This window comes from Pseudomonas sp. IC_126, from assembly GCF_004331835.1.
Classification (GTDB): domain Bacteria; phylum Pseudomonadota; class Gammaproteobacteria; order Pseudomonadales; family Pseudomonadaceae; genus Stutzerimonas.
Genome location: NZ_SJSS01000001.1, coordinates 237,436 through 252,997, shown reverse-complemented (window position 1 = coordinate 252,997; position 15,562 = coordinate 237,436). Strand labels below are relative to the sequence as shown.

Here is a 15,562-nt window from a genome sequence, read left to right as displayed (position 1 = left end):
ACAGATCATTTGTATGAGCATGACTGTACTAGCGCGAAAAAACTGAGCGAACGCTGTGTGGCCATATATGACAACGATAAGCAGATCGCCCTGGGCTTTTTGATCATCGCATCCAAAACGCATCTAGCTTTGTATCTGGACGGTACAACAACAATATTTCCAGCTAAAGACTATCGCATCGAAACAGTGCCACCAACCGCCTTAGTTCATGGGAAAAGCAACTTACCCAGCAGGGCAGAACCATTGTCGCGAAGCAGCTCGGACAATGTCAGCGGTACGAATGGAAAGGAATCTTTTCCCGCCAATCTATAGCGCACACAACCCACCCGGCACCGCCATCACCCAATCCCTCACCGCACGAACCGTCGGGTCATCTCGACGGCTCTCCGGATACACGAGGTGAAATGGCTTCCCCTCCATCACCGGCCCAAACGGCTGAACCACCCGCCCTTCCCTCAATTCGTCCTCGATCAACTGACGACTCATCAACGCCACGCCCTGCCCGCCAACGGCGGCTGAAATGGCGTGGGTCTCGTCGGAGAAGACCAGCCCGGCGCTGACGTCCAGCCCCGGCACGTTGGCCATTTTCTGCCATGACGCCCAGTGAATCGGGGCGGATAAGGCGCGCTGGGCTTGGAAGTGGATCAACGAGTGCTTGGGCAGCTCGGCCACATCATGCAAGCCAAGCAGCGGGCTGCAGGCCGGAACGAACGTGTTATCGAACAGCTTCTCTGCCACCAGCCCGGGCCAGCGGCCATCGCCGTAGCGGATGGCGATATCGGCAGTAATGCCATCCAGCGCCACCGGCTCGTGCGAGGTGTGGAAGCGCAGGTCGATATCGGGATGGGAATCGCGCAGCATGCAGACCCAGGGCACCAGCCAGCGCACGGCAATGGCCGGTGTGGTGCTGAGGGTGATCGCCTGCCGACAGGGCCCCGCGCTGAGGCGGTCGACGGTCGTGGCGATGGAGTCGAACGCGGTTTCCAGCACCTGGTGCAGCTCGTGCCCTTGAGCGGTGAGTTCCAGCTTGCGTGGCTTTCGCACAAACAATGCCACGCCGAGCGATTCTTCCAGCGAGCGAATCTGGTGGCTGATCGCCGTAGCGGTAACGTTCAACTCCTCGGCGGCCTGCTTGGCGCTCTCATGGCGGGCGGCCGCTTCGAAGGCCCGCAGGGCGGAAAGCGAAGGCAATCTTCGGTGCGCCATGGCTGAGTTTTCCTCATCTGTAGCCTAAAGAAATGGTCGTTTGTCGCCCGTAGAGGCTAGACCTAGTCTGGGCCTACCGCGAATGACAGATGAATTCAGTCACAGAGGAGACTCACCATGACGCACCTTTTGCACCTCGATGCTAGCGCCCGCCCCGGTCTCGCTGGCAAGGACGAGCACGGTTCCCACAGCCGTAACCTTACCCACCGCTTTGTCAGCCAGTGGCAGTCCCGCCGCGCGCAGGACAGCATTACTTACCGGGACATCGGCCAGAACCCGCCCTCTTTCACCAGTCATGACTGGATCGCCTCATCCTTCACGCCGGAAGAACGTCGTGAGCCCTGGATGAAAGAGACGCTGGCCGAAAGCGACCGGTTGGTCGACGAGTTGATCGCGGCGGATGTGCTGGTCATCGGGACGCCGCTCTACAACTTCGGCATGCCCGCCGCGCTCAAGGCCTGGATCGATCAGATCGTGCGCCCAGGCCGGACGGTTGAGGTCGACGAAACCAAACTACCCGATCCCTACGTACCCCTGCTGGCTGACCGGCCACGGCACGCGGTCATTCTCTCCGCCAGGGGCGGCATTGGCTTTGGTCCCGGCGGGGAAATGGCGCATATGAACCACCTGGAGCCGAACCTGGTGACGGCGCTCAACTTCATCGGGATTACCCGCATCCACCAGATCGCGATTGAAGGTCAGGAAACCGGTGGCGAGGTGTTGGCAGCCTCAGTGGCACAGGCGCAACGAGAGGTCGATGCGCTGGTGGCAAAGCTTCAGGCTGAACTTGAGGCTAGTCCCAAGTCGTTCGTCACCCAACACGCCGCTGGCGTCGTTCAGGCACAGGTTTCGTGAACAAGCGCCAGTGGGTCGAGGCCTTGAGCAGATAGACTGCGGCCCGATTCAACATTACAGGGAAGATTTTCATGGGGATGGACAACCTCAAAGACCCGGCCTACCCGTCCGATCACGGCTGGGACCTTGACACCGGCTGGAAGGCGGACAGCACCGGCAACCGCGACTCCGGTTGGGGGCCTGATAGTGGCTGGGGCCGCCAGGCAGAGATGCCGAAGACCAAACCCGGTAACGGCGGCGCCTCCTTTGCCGCCTGGAAGCAGACAGTTGAAACCGCCCCTGAGCTTTTGGATTGGCCATCGCCTGACATGCTCAAGCTCCCCGAGGCCCAGCCGCCGGGCTTCTACATCGTGCCGCGCAGCATGTCCGGCGAGCAGGTGCTCGCCAAGTTGTTTGCCGATGCGCCCCACAACCACTTGGTCAGCCGCATCAAGGCGCTAAACCCCACCTTCGCGAAGGGCTTCAAGGCCGGCGAAATGTTCGTCTTGGGTAACCTGATCAACCCGACCGCTTGCCTGCGCGAAGAAGCCGACCTGATGGCGGCCGCCGCCAAAGTGCGCACGGCTTTAGAACCGCTGAGCGAGAGCGAGGCGGATTTCATGGCGAAGCATCAGGCCGAAATCGCCTTGATGGTCGGTGGCGCCAGCCAGTCGCTAGGGCTTGGCACCGACATGCTAAGCAAGGGTTTGAAGCAGATCGATGGCACGCTGCGCGATATCGAATTCGTGCACCAGCGCGAGTTCGCCACGCATGGCCACCTGCAAAGTCCGCAGTTCTTCGCTTCGCGCCAACAGCTGTACCGCCAACTCGACAACCAGTTGAAAGCAACCTTCCTCGGCAAGCAGTTGGGCCTGGGCAGCTATCCTACGCTGCGCCAAGACCTCGGCATTTCCACCCGCAGTCTGGTGCACCACTGGAGCAAAGGCGGCGCACCGGGCCAGATTCCCGGCTACGCCACCCATATGGATGCGATTGCCAAGGCGGCCAAGTACCTTAAGAACGGCACCTATGTTGGTATTGCCTTGGGCGGTACGGCCTCCGCTTTGAAAGTCCAAGAGGTGTGCCAAGCAGGCGAAACCCAGGCGTGTCAGAAGATACGACTTACCGAGTCGGGAAGTTTTACTGGGGCGCTGGGTGGTGGAGCCCTAGCCGTGGCTCTAGCTAGTCCTGCCGCAGGCTCGATTTGCGTTGCAATCGGGGTCGCTTCAGGCGGAATAGGCGGCTTTGTCTGTGGGCTGGTTGTGGTCGGCGGGGCTTCGGTTGCTGGGGGTGCTGGCGGTGCGTGGGCTGGCGAACTGGCGGGTGAGAAAATATATGAGAGGAGCCAACCTTGAACTTCAATACGTGGTTTGAAACTTGGCCCCTGGATATCCAAATATCTTTTCTTTTGGCCCCGTTCGTAATCGGCTTCTCAGGCATGCTCATTATTATTGTCATGGCATACCGAAATCTCGACACTATTCTCAACACATTCCCAAACAGCGAATATGTGCTAAGGCAGAGAATGCTTTGGGGTGATAGCGGTCTCTACTCCCGCTTTGTTTTAACTAGCAGCTTGGCAGCTGTAGCCTTGTTCCCGACAGGTCACATAAACCGTGGAGACCTTTTGGAGAGCGAAGTCCGTAGGTTGCCCCGCTTCATTAAGCGCCGAATGATAATAGCCTGGTGGCTATGCTTCGCCGGTATGACTTGGCTACTTTTGGCAGTCGGCCTACTCAAGCTCACGGCAGATTGAATGCGACACGCCAGCATCACCACACTCCAGTTGGTTGCCTCGCAACTGGACTTACAAAAGCTGCATTGCTCGCTTATCAATTCAACAATGAAATACAAGGACGTTCCATGATATTGAAAAACGAAGTATCAGTTATTAACTATGTAGGATTGTTTGCGTTACTTAATGCAGCATTAATGCTATTTTTTAACGTGCTCGCGCACGGCTTCGACATTGACTTCGGCTCCGGAGCAAACATAGCAATGCTTATGGGCGCATCTATGACTACCTCCAATCAATTTGTCTCAATCAACAAAAGAGCCCCAAATAAGTCAGAAAAAAACAAATTGATATTAGGCTGCCTATTATCGTCAGCTGCCATATCGGCCACTGGCGTTGCAATATTGTTTTTCGTTGCATTAGGCCCACAAGGGCTTATCGAAATAACGAGGTTTCTTCCCAGACTTTCTACACTGACGTGGTTAGCCATCATGACAGCAGTAACTTTGTTCTATTATTTAATGCTAAACCTGTCATTTGGATGGCATGCGAATAGATACGCCACGAAGATTCAATTAAAAGCGTAGCGTAACAGTTGCTGGACCCTGCTCATCTGATTCGTCGTGATAGCTTATGCGCGTCCCCACGCTCCGCGCGGGGACGCTTTTGGAAGTTGGGCTACCCAAATTCACCGAAATTGAACACATCGATGCTACCGGGCTGAGCGGGTGAAATGGCGGCTGTGGGGTTGGGTCAGCTGGGCTTGGCTGAGCATGGTGTTTGGCCTGCTAAAACTCACCGGAAACTGAACGCATCTATTTGACGGGTGCTTACACATGCTTCCTCAAGTAAGCGAGATAGTCCTAGAAATGACGCGTGGAAAGGGCTCGGAACCACGATGAACAGCGCTTCGCTAACTACTTGAATATGCGACGATCGACATCCACGCCGCAGGCTGATCAACGCACCCCTGAGCGACTCCGTCACGCTCGATTTTAGGAGTTCAGAAATGAAAGCCCTTCCAATCCTGGCCCTCGTCCTGCTAGCGCCCTTGGCGCACGCTCAAGAGCTAAGCGTCACACTCAATGGCCTTGGGCATGACAATGGCCAGGTTGCCGTGGCGGTGTACGCCGACCCGAAAACCTTCCGCAAGGACGACCAGGCTTTCGCCGCGCAGAAGGCCAAGGCTGAAAAAGGTGCCGTAACGCTGGTATTCAACGATGTGCCGCCCGGACGCTACGCGGTGCTGGCCTACCATGACGAGAACGACAACGGTGAGCTGGATCGACGCTTCGGCATGTTCCCCAGCGAGGGCTACGGGCTGTCCAATAATCCCAAGGTGATGGGCCCGCCGTCTTTCGAAGACAGCGCGTTCGAAGTGACCGTTGACGAGCCCGCCAAGGTCACGCTGGACATGCGTCACTAGGAAAACCACTTTCACGCCACATTGCACGGCTCGACTGCGGCAAAGCCCCCTCCAACCCGCTCGGTGCGCATCGATCGGTACAATGCGTTCTTTGCCATACCGCCCCGGAGCCACCTCGCCCATGTTCACCCTCGCCCACCTGGACACCCCGCCACCGGAATCGATGAAAAGCCAGGTGCTGCAGATGGTGGTGGACTACCTCGGCGACATCAGCCCGGTATCGCTCACGCCCAGTAACCCGCTGTATCAGCTGTATCAATACGTGGTGGGTTTCGAGGTGCATCGCTATCTCGACAGCATGGATGGCGCGCAGGCGGGCAAACCCAAACTGATCGTGGCGCTGGATGCCGACGATCCGGCGCGCCTGCTCGGTTTTGCGCTGTACCTACCCTACGTAGACGACCCCGAAGCTTGTGCGCTGGTCTATCTGGCGGTGCAAGCCAGCCATCGTCGGCAGGGCATCGGTAGGGCCATGGTCGAAGAGATGGTGGCGCGCTATCCCCATGCGGAAGTGGCGTGCGTGGCCGGCAAGGTGCCGTACTTCGAAGCGCTGGGCTTTCTGCCACTGGCGGCGCGCGGCCCGCAGGTGATGATGAATACTCGGAGCCAGGCTTCAAACGGCGTGTTGGCGGTGCAGGACCTGGAGCCAATCTTTCACTCCAAGGAAGTCCGGCAGATTCATAGCTATCTCGTGAAACAACACGGTGAAAAAGCCATGAGCGACGCGGAGAAAGAGCGCGATGGCCTGCTGGATAAGTTGGCCGAACAGGCGCAGCATTTAGTCCAGACATACTCTCCAGCTAAGCGCTTGCATTGATCAACCTGAAGAAATCGTTGCGATCCGCGCTACGTAATGCCGATGCGCCGACAAGACGAGCCAATCCGCGAGGTCAGTAGCGAGTCAGTCACCGATGAATGCCGGATACTGACGTTAGATGTATGTTGGGCGTAGCGCAGTCTGATAGCGCACTTGCATGGGGTACAAGGGGCCGAGACGTCCTAATCACTCCATCCGCGCGCCATGTTGCGCCGTGCATCAAATCTTCACACAGGCAAATATCGCGTTCCCTGAAGTCCCGTTCCAAGGAACGATCTTTTCGTAATCGTGCTCAAGCACATGAACATCGAAGTACGGCTTTAACAGCTCGATCAATTCCCCAAAACTCACGGCCACCATGCGGTGTTCGTCGAGCCATACCTGGCTTTCATGGGCGATCATTTTTTCAATGCGTAGCTTTAGCGACTGCTGCTCGCCAGCGCCGACGTAGTACCAACCGGAACTGAAGTTGAACACGCCGTCTGGGTGACTAGCGGTGTGCGATACGAATGAATCATTGTCGATGGTGTGCTTGTCGACGGCGTTGAAGCAGAAGAGCCCATCGTCGGCCAGTGCGGCATGCACGCTGGCTATACAGGCTTTCAACCGCTCGATTCCTGCGCTGTAGTGGATGGAATACAGAAAACAGGTGATCAGGTCGGCCGGCCTTTCCACCGTGAAGCCACACATGTCCTGTAAGGAGAACTGTGCTTCCGGGCAGCGAATAGACGCTCTGTCCAACATGGGCTGGTTGATATCTAGCCCGCTGCTTTCATAGCCCGCATCGATGAAATGGCGCACATGCGGCCCGGTTCCGCAGGCCAAGTCCAGATGCCTCTTTCCCGCATTACCGAACAATTGCTGGAGCCGTTGGATACAGTGGCTTTGCGCCCGATAGTCGATATCGGCACACATCAGATCGTAGTAACCCGACAGGTCGGTATAAATGGCGAGCATGGTGGCCCTGAGTTTGAGCTGGAACGTTGAGGGGCGCGCATCATATCCGGGCTGTATGGAAATCGCCCTTCATCGCGGGCGGTAAAACAGCCCGAATTCCGACAATCGGTTAATACACCCTTAGATAACCAGTCGTTCAGCCTATTTCCTTCTCTGGTCAATCCTCAAGAATCCGACTTCCCACGACTCAAAGGATTCTGAAAATGTTCATGCGCTCCCTTCTCGCTGCCGCCGTGTCCCTTGTCTTAGCCGGGCAGGCTCAGGCTGTTGATCAAACGGCTTCCATTGAGCAAAACGGAAACAACAACACCGCAGAGGTCACTCAGTTAGGCGGCACCTATCTCTGGACGGAACTGACTCAGAACGGCGATTCAAACGAAGCAACCGTCACTCAAGCCGGCACCAACGTGTCGGTCGAAGCGACACAGCAAGGCGTTGCGAACCATTTGACGACCACCCAGGAAGGATTTGGGACATGGGTTCGGTCTCACCAGGAAGGCGAAGGCAACCTGCAAAGCATCGTTCAGCGGTCCGAAGGCGGGGTAACGGCGTACGTCTATCAATACGGGGTCGATAACGAGGCATATGTTTCACAAATAGACGGCGACTACAACGACGCCAGGATCACTCAATTGGGCCAGGAAAATCTGGTCACGCTGACGCAGACCTACATTCTGGATAGCCTCGAAGCGACGCAGGATGGTATAGGCAACCAAGCGTACGTTAGCCAAACCGGGCATGTAATGGCTCAGATCAACCAAACCGGCCTGGCAAACAGCGTGGAGCTCTTACAAGGCGCGTATTCGGCGGCTAACACCGTCATCAGCCAGACTGGGGAGCATAACGAGGCGAACGTCAGCCAATATGACGGAAGTTACGACTCAAGTAGCGATCTGTACTTGTCTCAGGACGGGATGCGAAACAAGGCTGACATCAGGATAGCCATGGCCGAGGGCTCATTCGACTTTACCCAGACCGGCACGGGCAACGAGCTGAAAGCGCGTCAAGGCGGAAGTAACGGCAGCATTACCGGTACTTCGATTGGAGACTACAACAGCATCGACATCGTCCAGAGTGGCGACGCCAACTCCCTTGACCTGGCGCAAAACGGCTCGGATAACATTATCGAAGCATCCCAAATGAGCGCTGGGGATTCCGGTGACATGGGCATCATCGGTCAGACAGGCATCGGCAACTACGCCTCTTTGACCCAAGGACAGGGGGGCACTGGCAGCGGCACGGACACCGCGACAATCATGCAGAACGGGATGAACAACAGCGCGACGGTAACCCAGCGTTAGTAGGCCTATAGCCGAACGGCTTCTGCGCTGTCAGGCACGTGAAGCGCCCGATGCACGGCATCGGGCGCTTGTGAAACTGCCTGATGAATGCGTGCAAGGCGGCGTTTTTCCAACCCTGAACTGCCTGAGCGTCCCGCCAATAGTGCTTTGACCGCGACGACTCACCTGCTCACATCGAATGGAAAGGGCATCGTTACATCAGCTCATGCCGTAACCCAGGCAGCGAGCCGCGAACGAGACATGCCCGTATACTCGCCGTTTATCGCGAGAGCAGCACACTGTGAGCAACAAACGATATGCCTGCATCGGCCTGAGCAACCCGAAATCGCCGTCCAATGTGGGAGCGATCATGCGCGCGGCGGGCTGCTATGGCGCCGCCTCGGTGTTCTATACCGGCACCCGCTATGACCGCGCGAAGGATTTCATCACCGACACCAAAAAGGTCCATCAGGACATTCCGCTGATCAATATCGATGACTTGCGCAAGATCTTGCCGCTCGGCTGTGTGCCGGTGGCGGTTGAGCTGGTCGAGGGTGCGCGTGCCCTGCCTGAATACACGCATCCTGATCGAGCGCTGTACATTTTCGGCGCCGAAGATGGCTCGCTCAGCAAGGAAATTCGTGACTGGTGCGAGGACGTCGTCTACATCCCCACCAATGGCTGCATGAACCTCGCAGCGACCGTTAACGTGGTGCTTTACGACCGGCTGGCGAAAGGCAACAACACCCGCTCCGGCCCCGAGTTCGGACGCCAACCCCAACAAATCACTTAGCTCACCGAACATGTCGGCGATAGCCGGCTGCGTTCAGGCTTGCCCGTCCGGTCCAGCAAGCGTGCGCAGGCACAGCTGCTCCATGCAGCCGGCCCACTCGTTGATACGCTCCGGCTCGAGCTGCACCAGCATGGCGTAGCGGCGCCCACCCCAGACCGACAGATGCAGCGCCTCCAGGGTGGCTGTATCCGCGCGTACAGGCAGATCGGTCGCCGCGTCGATAACGCGATGCCAGGCGCTCAGTAAGTCTTCATAAACCCGACGCTGATGTTTGGGCTCTGCAACCAGCGCTTCAAGTTCTAGCATGTCCGGATGAAACCAGGGCAGATGCGGTTCGACGCCGACGAGCAATCGCACCAACCGCTGGATTCGCACCGGCCAGCCGATCGCAGCGGGCTTCACTGCATGCTCGTCGATCGCCCCGAGCAACTGCTCAATGCAATACCGCACGTAGCCCGAGTGCAGCGCCTGCTTGCTAGGGAAGTAGTCGTACAAGGTGCCGATGGCAACGCCGGCTTCAAGCGCAACGGCGCGGGTCGTCAGTCGAGACCAGCCATCGCGCTGCCAGATCCGAACATAGCTGTCATAAATCGCCTGAACCGTGAACTTGGCGCGCGCCTGGATAGGCCGTTTGAGCGGCTTGGCGCTCGGCAATCGTGTGCTCATGAAATCCGAACCCGGCGGTAAAACGAAAGGGCTACAGTCGATGCCATCTCAATATGTCCCCAAGGTGCCATCGATGAGCGTCATCCACCAGCTGCAAAACAACAAGCGAAGCATGGAGCAAACCCGCATTCAGACCCAGCCGATGCCGGAACTGAAGGCCGGCGAGGCCCTATTGCAAATCAGCCGACTGGCGCTGACCACGAACAATGTCACCTACGCGGCCTTCGGCGAAACCCCGCACCTGCGCTACTGGGACTTTTTCCCGACCGGCGATGCCGAGTGGTTCCACATGCCCGCGTGGGGGTTTGCCGAGGTCGTCGAAAGTACGGTCGAGGGACTGGCCAAGGGCGAACGCTTCTATGGCTTCTGGCCGATCGCCAGCCACCTCGTCATGCAGCCGGTGCGGGTCAGCGAACGCGGCTTCTACGACGGCGCCGAACATCGTCTCGCGCTGACCTCGGCGTATAACCAGTACCAGCGCATCAGCACCGATGCCGCCTACCGTGCCGAGAGCGAGAATTACCAGATGCTGTTGCGGCCGCTGTTCATCACCTCGTTCATGCTGGCCGATTTCTTGGAGGACAACGGCTTCTTCGGCGCGCGGCAGATCGTGATATCCAGCGCATCGAGCAAGACGGCGTACGGCACGGCGTTCTGCCTGCAGGACAACCCAACGGTGAGGCTGGTTGGACTGACCTCCCCCACCAATTCCGACTTCGTGCAAGGGCTGGGCTGCTATCGCCAGACGCTGGGCTACGACCAGCTCGGCTCGCTGGACCCAAGCGTGCCAACGCTCTACGTGGACTTCTCCGGCAGCACCGGGCTTCGCCAACAGATCCACGCACATTTCAAAGGCACCCTGGTGCATGACTGCTATGCCGGATCGGCCCAGAACCAGGACTATGCCGAGCTCGACCAGACGCTGGCCGGCCCGCCGCCACAGCCTTATTTCGCGCCCTACCAGATCAAGAAACGCAATGCTGACTGGGGCGCTACCGAGGTCACCCGTCGTTTCAACGAGGCGCAGCTGGCCTTTATCGCCCGAGTTGGGGATGCGCGGCAGCCCTGGATGCAGGTGAACGAGCACGCCGGCCTGGAAGCCGCGCAAGCCTTGGCCGAGTCGCTGATAAAAGGCCACATCAACCCGCTCGCGGGGCACGCGGTGGTACTCGACTGAGCCCGCCTTCGGGTTTCACATGCAGCGAAGAATGAATGCTTACAGCCGTGGCGGTGTCAGCTCGCCGCTCACGGCTTGCTCGCTCCCACGCCTGCGCGAGGTCCGCCGCGGCTGCAGCTGATCCAGCGCCGCGGAGTTTTGCCTGGCCCACTCGTAGATCAACTCGATTGGCTGCACCATGAGTTTGCCCAGCGGCGACAGCGCATAGCTCACCGCGGGAGGCACCGAATCGAGGGTGTGCCGCTCGATCAGCCCGCTCTCCTCCAGCTCCCGCAGCGTCTGAATCAGCATCTTTTTCGAAACACCCGGCACGCTCCGATGCAGCGCCCCACTGCGGGCAATGCCGTCATGTCGCGCATGAAGCGTATGCAGAATCATGCTGGTCCATTTGGTCGAGAAGATTTCCAGCACGCGCCGCGGGGCGCAGTCTTCACGCCATTGTTCTTCGTCAGAGCCCGTGTTCATGGGTGATGGTTACCATTTGGTGCCGACTTGGATCGGCATTTTCGAGTGGTTAAGGTGCAGGCCTGTTTCATTGTGTGAGGGACTGAACATGACAAATCAAGCGCTGGTGGTCGGGGCGAGTGGAATCGTCGGCTCGGCGGTTTCGCGCCTGCTGGCCAACGAAGGGTGGGCGGTCGCCGGGCTGGCGCGCCGCCCCAACGCCGAGGCGGGTATCACGCCGATAAGCGCGGACCTGCTGGATATTTCGTCGCTGGGCTCGGCGCTGAGCGGTCTTGCACCCACGCACGTGTTCCTGACGACCTGGGCGCGCCAGGTCAGCGAAGCGGAGAATATCCGCGTCAACGCGCAGATGGTGCGTAATCTACTCGAAGCCTTGCGTCCGGCTGGCTCGGTTCGCCATGTCGCACTGGTGACGGGCCTCAAGCATTACCTGGGTCCGTTCGAAGCCTACGGCAAGGGCTCGCTGCCACAAACACCCTTCCGTGAAGAACAGGGACGGCTGGACGTAGAGAACTTCTACTACGCACAGGAAGACGAGGTGTTCGCCGCGGTAGCCCGCGACGGTTTCAACTGGAGCGTTCACCGGCCCCACACCGTGACCGGTATTGCCGTCGGCAACGCGATGAACATGGCGACCACGCTGGCTGTCCATGCTTCCATCTGCCGTTTTACCGGCCGACCTTTCCGCTTTCCGGGCTCGGAAGTGCAGTGGAACAGCCTGACCGACATGACCGACGCGGGTCAGCTTGCCAGGCATCTGCGCTGGGCCTCGACAACGCCTGCGGCGGCCAACCAAGCCTTCAACATCGTCAACGGCGATGTGTTCCGCTGGAAGTGGATGTGGTCGCGCATCGCCGAGTGGTTCAACATCGAAGCGGCGCCCTTCGACGGCCAACCCGCACCGCTGGAACAGCAGATGGCGAACGACGCCGAGACCTGGGCAGACATGGCGAAACAGTTCAACCTCGCCGAGCCGGATATCGGCAAGCTCATTTCGCCGTGGCACACCGATGCGGACCTCGGTCGTCCGATCGAGGTCGTAACGGACATGTCGAAAAGCCGCAAACTCGGGTTCCTCGATTACCAGGCGAGTGACGAGGCCTTCTTCAAGGTCTTCGCCGATCTGCGTGCGAGCAGACTCATCCCCTGAGTGAAGGCGTCAAAGGAAGCCTTCTCAGGCGAGCCGGATCACGGAGGCGAGCCCTTGTGGCTGTCCTCAGTAGGCTGGCCTTCCTTAATTCAAAGGAACCGGCCAGCCGAAATAGACGCATCGAGCAGTACGGCGATGCTCGCGGTACGGAAACTGAAATTCACTTTGTCGCGTTTAAGTGATATCACGTAGCCATCACAACAAGGATGGCTAGATGAAACCAAGAATCCGCGCGATACCGTTCATAACCGGCGCAGCTCTTGCGCTGGCTCTTTTTGCTCTTGCGCCTTCCGGCACCAGCCAAGTCGCCGAAGCCGCCTCGTGCGGCCCAAGCGGAGCGAACTTGCAGCAGGGGCCACGGGGTGGCTGCTTCTACATAAACCGAAACGGTAATAAAACTTACGTGGATCGCACCTGCTGCTGAAAAAATCTAACGCCTGACAACGCCTGAGCTAGCCTGGATCGACCGGCTCTCCAAGCCGCCGAACGCCCTAGCCACGCTCTTTCCCCTGTTCAGGTGTAACTACATGACCATTGCCGAAGCCTGCATCCTTGTTGCCTGCCTTCTTCCCCTTGCCTGCGCATGGATCGCCAAGTCGAAAGGCCTAGGTAAACCGCGCCGCGACGGTGGCTTCGACAATCACAGTCCACGTCAATGGTTGGCCAGTCTGGAGGGATGGCAGGCTCGAGCAAACGCTGCGCAGTTGAATAGCTTCGAAGCGCTGCCTATTTTCATCGCCGGCGTTCTGGTGGCCGAGCACCAGCAAGCCTCACAGCCGCTGATTGATGGCCTTGCCGTTGCCTTCGTCGCGGCCAGAGTCGGCTATATCGGCGCTTATCTTGCCGATTGGGCTAACGTGAGGTCGGTGCTCTGGGCGCTGGGACTCGCCTGCTGCATCGCCCTATTCTTCATCGGGTAAGCGGTAAGCCCTCTGTCTGGCCGCGGTGGCGCATTGGCCGCGCTACCGACCCCAGCAGCAAGCACGACGCTACGGAATAATCCCTCCAAACAGCTGGTTGCGCACGAACAAGCCCTTGACGCCCGCAAGCGCCTGACGCTCTCGGATATTTTGATGAACAACGGCGCCAGGCAGTGGCCAGGCACGCTACCGGAACAGTACGCTTCAACCCCCTCTCGATGATCGCCTCCAATGAACGCCCAACAATCGTTTCTGCTTCGTTACCCATCTGCCAGCCTGCTGCTCATCCAGTTACTGGGCATCGTGCTGTATCCCTTTCTCGACGAGTTGCCGCGCGGTCGGGCGATCATGGGGACGTTCGGTATCGTAGTGCTGGTGGCGGCGTTGCGTATGGTGCGGCGCAGTCCGCTGATCCAGTGGGTGGCCTTCACGCTGGCGGCGTGCATTCTGGTGCTGACCATCATCGGTGAGGTGCGCGGCGGGCCGGAGTTGAGTCTGACGCTGGCCGCGCTGGAGGCGGCTTTCTATTTCTATGCAGCGGCCAGTCTGATCGCCTACATGATGGAAGATCAGCGCGCCACTACCGATGAGCTGTTCGCGGTTGGAGCCACCTTTACGCTGCTGGCCTGGGCCTTCGCCTACAGTTTCATGGTCTGCCAATTGTTGCTGCCGGGCAGCTTTACCGCGTTGCTTGATCCCGAAGCGCCGCGCACCTGGCTGGAGTTGCTGTTTCTAAGCTTTTCCATCCTCTCGGGCGTCGGCATTGGTGACATTCTGCCGATCACGCCGATGGCGCGGGCGCTGGTGATGCTCGAGCAATTCGCAGGAGTGATGTACATCGCGCTGGTGGTCTCGCGCCTGATCGGGCTGACGATTCGGCGCTAGTGCCTCTGAAAAACGAAGAGCGGACATGGCGTCTGGCACACCGGTACTCAATTGATAGCCCTTTGTTTTAGCCGGGCCGTTTGGCACCCAAGAGTATCGCCATTATCACCATACCCATCCCCACGAGATGTCCGAACGACAATAATTCTCCCAGAACAAGAAAACCAACCAGCGCCGCGCTGAGTGGCATCAAACCCGTGAACAGGCCTGCAATATTAGCGGGCACCTGTGAAACGCCTCTATACCAGAGCAGAAAGGACAATACGCTTGCGGTAAGTGAATAAAAGACAACCCAGCCCCAAAGTTCCCATCCAGGCCCAGCCCAAGCAAAGTTCATAGCTTGCACAACAGCCAAAGGAGCAAACAGAAAGAAGCCTACGATATTTACGCCAAAGGCCATGCTCCACGGATGCACCGTAAGAGATAAGCGCCGCGAGAAGACTGCAAATAACGCCTCGGCTAAAACGGCTCCCAGGACCAATAAATTGCCCAGCACATTGCTCTTTCCAGAAAGATCCGCATCCTGCAGGTTCAGCACGGCTATTCCTACCGCGGCAAAAACAACAGCCACTATTGCATGACGGCTGAGGCGCTCGCGAAGCCATAGCCATGCCAATAACGCAATGAGCGACGGAAGAGCGCTGGTAATGATTCCAGCACTCGTGGCAGTGGTGTAAATGACGCCATAAAGCATCAACAAGCTAAACAGGAAACACCCAAAAAAGGACTGAAGGAATAAACCCCGCCACGCAGGCCTGTCCAGGCCTTGACGAAATGATGGCGGAACATCCCCGGAAGCAGAACGATACTTGCAATCAAGAAGCGCATCGCCGCAAACAGAAACACCGGCAGTTCAGTGACGATCAGTTTTCCTATGCCGATATTGCTGCCCACCATGCACATCGACAAACCGAGACATAAGTACGCGAACAAAGGCACCCTGGATGAATCGTTGTGCATTTCTTGCTTTCTATCCTATGACCTTCTGCGCATCACCGGGAATGAAGACATCGACGGTGCAGAAGGACGCTTCCTTCCCATCACATCAAAGCGCCCTGAACAGGGCCGTCCAGTAGATGCCGCCATCGCGCTGCAGATCGACCGCAAAGGCTGCCCCCAGCTCGCTGAATCGCGGAGTCATTAGACGCACTTCGGCGCGATAGAGGTTGATCGACTCAACGAGCCGGGCCTCCTCGGCAGCACTGGCAGCACCAGCGTATACCAGCCCCAGCACCGACAAGGCGAGACGTA

Annotated in this window: 17 protein-coding genes and 1 pseudogene; 11 read left to right on the top strand and 7 right to left on the bottom strand. The window is 58.3% G+C overall.

Annotation, left to right across the window (positions count from 1 at the left end):
- Nucleotides 1–306 precede the first annotated feature (306 nt).
- Nucleotides 307–1,206, bottom strand: a complete 900-nt coding sequence (locus E0D86_RS01165) for a LysR substrate-binding domain-containing protein (RefSeq protein ID WP_131648148.1) — start codon at nucleotides 1,204–1,206, stop codon at nucleotides 307–309.
- Nucleotides 1,207–1,323: 117 nt separating this feature from the next.
- On the opposite strand from E0D86_RS01165, the gene E0D86_RS01160 reads away from it, so the two are divergent.
- The 5 genes from E0D86_RS01160 to E0D86_RS01135 all read left to right on the top strand — a co-directional run bounded on the left by E0D86_RS01160 (nucleotide 1,324) and on the right by E0D86_RS01135 (nucleotide 6,018).
- Nucleotides 1,324–2,061: an FMN-dependent NADH-azoreductase gene (locus tag E0D86_RS01160; RefSeq protein WP_131648147.1), complete on the top strand. Its 738-nt coding sequence runs from the start codon at nucleotides 1,324–1,326 to the stop codon at nucleotides 2,059–2,061.
- A 71-nt stretch (nucleotides 2,062–2,132) separates the two neighbouring features.
- A complete protein-coding gene (locus tag E0D86_RS01155) occupies nucleotides 2,133–3,395 on the top strand; it encodes a hypothetical protein (RefSeq protein WP_131648146.1) in 1,263 nt (420 codons plus the stop codon).
- 337 nt (nucleotides 3,396–3,732) lie between these two features.
- Nucleotides 3,733–4,362, top strand: a complete 630-nt coding sequence (locus E0D86_RS01145) for an ABZJ_00895 family protein (RefSeq protein ID WP_256681135.1) — start codon at nucleotides 3,733–3,735, stop codon at nucleotides 4,360–4,362.
- A 422-nt stretch (nucleotides 4,363–4,784) separates the two neighbouring features.
- A complete protein-coding gene (locus E0D86_RS01140) occupies nucleotides 4,785–5,201 on the top strand; it encodes a DUF2141 domain-containing protein (protein ID WP_131648144.1) in 417 nt (138 codons plus the stop codon).
- 121 nt (nucleotides 5,202–5,322) lie between these two features.
- The gene (locus E0D86_RS01135) at nucleotides 5,323–6,018 is read left to right on the top strand and encodes a GNAT family N-acetyltransferase (RefSeq protein WP_131648143.1); all 696 of its coding nucleotides are present in this window, start codon (nucleotides 5,323–5,325) and stop codon (nucleotides 6,016–6,018) included.
- 219 nt (nucleotides 6,019–6,237) lie between these two features.
- Here E0D86_RS01135 and E0D86_RS01130 read toward each other — a convergent pair whose 3' ends face one another.
- On the bottom strand, nucleotides 6,238–6,975 hold the full coding sequence (locus E0D86_RS01130; RefSeq protein ID WP_131648142.1) for a class I SAM-dependent methyltransferase: 738 nt from the start codon (nucleotides 6,973–6,975) through the stop codon (nucleotides 6,238–6,240).
- Between the two features lie 203 nt (nucleotides 6,976–7,178).
- Here E0D86_RS01130 and E0D86_RS01125 point away from each other — a divergent pair, with 203 nt between their 5' ends.
- On the top strand, nucleotides 7,179–8,276 hold the full coding sequence (locus E0D86_RS01125) for a hypothetical protein (protein WP_131648141.1): 1,098 nt from the start codon (nucleotides 7,179–7,181) through the stop codon (nucleotides 8,274–8,276).
- 280 nt (nucleotides 8,277–8,556) lie between these two features.
- Nucleotides 8,557–9,048 (top strand): RNA methyltransferase, encoded by a 492-nt coding sequence (locus E0D86_RS01120; protein WP_131648140.1) that lies wholly within the window; start codon nucleotides 8,557–8,559, stop codon nucleotides 9,046–9,048.
- Nucleotides 9,049–9,081: 33 nt separating this feature from the next.
- Here E0D86_RS01120 and E0D86_RS01115 read toward each other — a convergent pair whose 3' ends face one another.
- Nucleotides 9,082–9,714: a TetR/AcrR family transcriptional regulator gene (locus E0D86_RS01115; protein ID WP_165914188.1), complete on the bottom strand. Its 633-nt coding sequence runs from the start codon at nucleotides 9,712–9,714 to the stop codon at nucleotides 9,082–9,084.
- A 73-nt stretch (nucleotides 9,715–9,787) separates the two neighbouring features.
- On the opposite strand from E0D86_RS01115, the gene E0D86_RS01110 reads away from it, so the two are divergent.
- Nucleotides 9,788–10,891 (top strand): DUF2855 family protein, encoded by a 1,104-nt coding sequence (locus E0D86_RS01110; protein WP_131648139.1) that lies wholly within the window; start codon nucleotides 9,788–9,790, stop codon nucleotides 10,889–10,891.
- A gap of 39 nt (nucleotides 10,892–10,930) precedes the next feature.
- On the opposite strand, the gene E0D86_RS01105 is transcribed toward E0D86_RS01110, so the two are convergent.
- Nucleotides 10,931–11,356: a helix-turn-helix domain-containing protein gene (locus E0D86_RS01105; protein ID WP_131648138.1), complete on the bottom strand. Its 426-nt coding sequence runs from the start codon at nucleotides 11,354–11,356 to the stop codon at nucleotides 10,931–10,933.
- A gap of 88 nt (nucleotides 11,357–11,444) precedes the next feature.
- On the opposite strand from E0D86_RS01105, the gene E0D86_RS01100 reads away from it, so the two are divergent.
- The 3 genes from E0D86_RS01100 to E0D86_RS01090 all read left to right on the top strand — a co-directional run bounded on the left by E0D86_RS01100 (nucleotide 11,445) and on the right by E0D86_RS01090 (nucleotide 14,311).
- Nucleotides 11,445–12,506: an SDR family oxidoreductase gene (locus E0D86_RS01100; RefSeq protein WP_131648137.1), complete on the top strand. Its 1,062-nt coding sequence runs from the start codon at nucleotides 11,445–11,447 to the stop codon at nucleotides 12,504–12,506.
- Between the two features lie 527 nt (nucleotides 12,507–13,033).
- Nucleotides 13,034–13,426, top strand: coding sequence for an MAPEG family protein (locus E0D86_RS01095; protein ID WP_131648136.1), 393 nt, complete (start codon nucleotides 13,034–13,036; stop codon nucleotides 13,424–13,426).
- Between the two features lie 231 nt (nucleotides 13,427–13,657).
- Nucleotides 13,658–14,311, top strand: a complete 654-nt coding sequence (locus tag E0D86_RS01090) for an ion channel (RefSeq protein WP_131648135.1) — start codon at nucleotides 13,658–13,660, stop codon at nucleotides 14,309–14,311.
- Nucleotides 14,312–14,378: 67 nt separating this feature from the next.
- On the opposite strand, the gene E0D86_RS01085 is transcribed toward E0D86_RS01090, so the two are convergent.
- The 3 genes and pseudogenes from E0D86_RS01085 to E0D86_RS01080 form a co-directional block, all read right to left on the bottom strand.
- Nucleotides 14,379–15,020 (bottom strand): DMT family transporter, encoded by a 642-nt coding sequence (locus E0D86_RS01085; RefSeq protein ID WP_256681134.1) that lies wholly within the window; start codon nucleotides 15,018–15,020, stop codon nucleotides 14,379–14,381.
- The gene (locus tag E0D86_RS21525; protein WP_256681111.1) at nucleotides 15,005–15,271 is read right to left on the bottom strand and encodes a hypothetical protein; all 267 of its coding nucleotides are present in this window, start codon (nucleotides 15,269–15,271) and stop codon (nucleotides 15,005–15,007) included. The genes E0D86_RS01085 and E0D86_RS21525 overlap by 16 nt, the downstream gene beginning before the upstream one ends.
- Before the next feature lie 85 nt (nucleotides 15,272–15,356).
- A pseudogene (locus tag E0D86_RS01080) lies at nucleotides 15,357–15,455 on the bottom strand (CAP domain-containing protein); the annotation flags it as partial.
- Between the last annotated feature and the right edge of the window lie 107 nt (nucleotides 15,456–15,562).

What these genes read in the sequence shown, in the direction of transcription:
- E0D86_RS01165 (WP_131648148.1), bottom strand. Translation starts at nt 1,206, where the DNA reads ATGGCGCACCGAAGATTGCCTTCGCTTTCCGCCCTGCGGGCCTTCGAA.
- E0D86_RS01160 (WP_131648147.1), top strand. Translation starts at nt 1,324, where the DNA reads ATGACGCACCTTTTGCACCTCGATGCTAGCGCCCGCCCCGGTCTCGCT.
- E0D86_RS01155 (WP_131648146.1), top strand. Translation starts at nt 2,133, where the DNA reads ATGGGGATGGACAACCTCAAAGACCCGGCCTACCCGTCCGATCACGGC.
- E0D86_RS01145 (WP_256681135.1), top strand. Translation starts at nt 3,733, where the DNA reads ATGCTTCGCCGGTATGACTTGGCTACTTTTGGCAGTCGGCCTACTCAA.
- E0D86_RS01140 (WP_131648144.1), top strand. Translation starts at nt 4,785, where the DNA reads ATGAAAGCCCTTCCAATCCTGGCCCTCGTCCTGCTAGCGCCCTTGGCG.
- E0D86_RS01135 (WP_131648143.1), top strand. Translation starts at nt 5,323, where the DNA reads ATGTTCACCCTCGCCCACCTGGACACCCCGCCACCGGAATCGATGAAA.
- E0D86_RS01130 (WP_131648142.1), bottom strand. Translation starts at nt 6,975, where the DNA reads ATGCTCGCCATTTATACCGACCTGTCGGGTTACTACGATCTGATGTGT.
- E0D86_RS01125 (WP_131648141.1), top strand. Translation starts at nt 7,179, where the DNA reads ATGTTCATGCGCTCCCTTCTCGCTGCCGCCGTGTCCCTTGTCTTAGCC.
- E0D86_RS01115 (WP_165914188.1), bottom strand. Translation starts at nt 9,714, where the DNA reads ATGAGCACACGATTGCCGAGCGCCAAGCCGCTCAAACGGCCTATCCAG.
- E0D86_RS01110 (WP_131648139.1), top strand. Translation starts at nt 9,788, where the DNA reads ATGAGCGTCATCCACCAGCTGCAAAACAACAAGCGAAGCATGGAGCAA.
- E0D86_RS01105 (WP_131648138.1), bottom strand. Translation starts at nt 11,356, where the DNA reads ATGAACACGGGCTCTGACGAAGAACAATGGCGTGAAGACTGCGCCCCG.
- E0D86_RS01100 (WP_131648137.1), top strand. Translation starts at nt 11,445, where the DNA reads ATGACAAATCAAGCGCTGGTGGTCGGGGCGAGTGGAATCGTCGGCTCG.
- E0D86_RS01095 (WP_131648136.1), top strand. Translation starts at nt 13,034, where the DNA reads ATGACCATTGCCGAAGCCTGCATCCTTGTTGCCTGCCTTCTTCCCCTT.
- E0D86_RS01090 (WP_131648135.1), top strand. Translation starts at nt 13,658, where the DNA reads ATGAACGCCCAACAATCGTTTCTGCTTCGTTACCCATCTGCCAGCCTG.
- E0D86_RS21525 (WP_256681111.1), bottom strand. Translation starts at nt 15,271, where the DNA reads ATGCACAACGATTCATCCAGGGTGCCTTTGTTCGCGTACTTATGTCTC.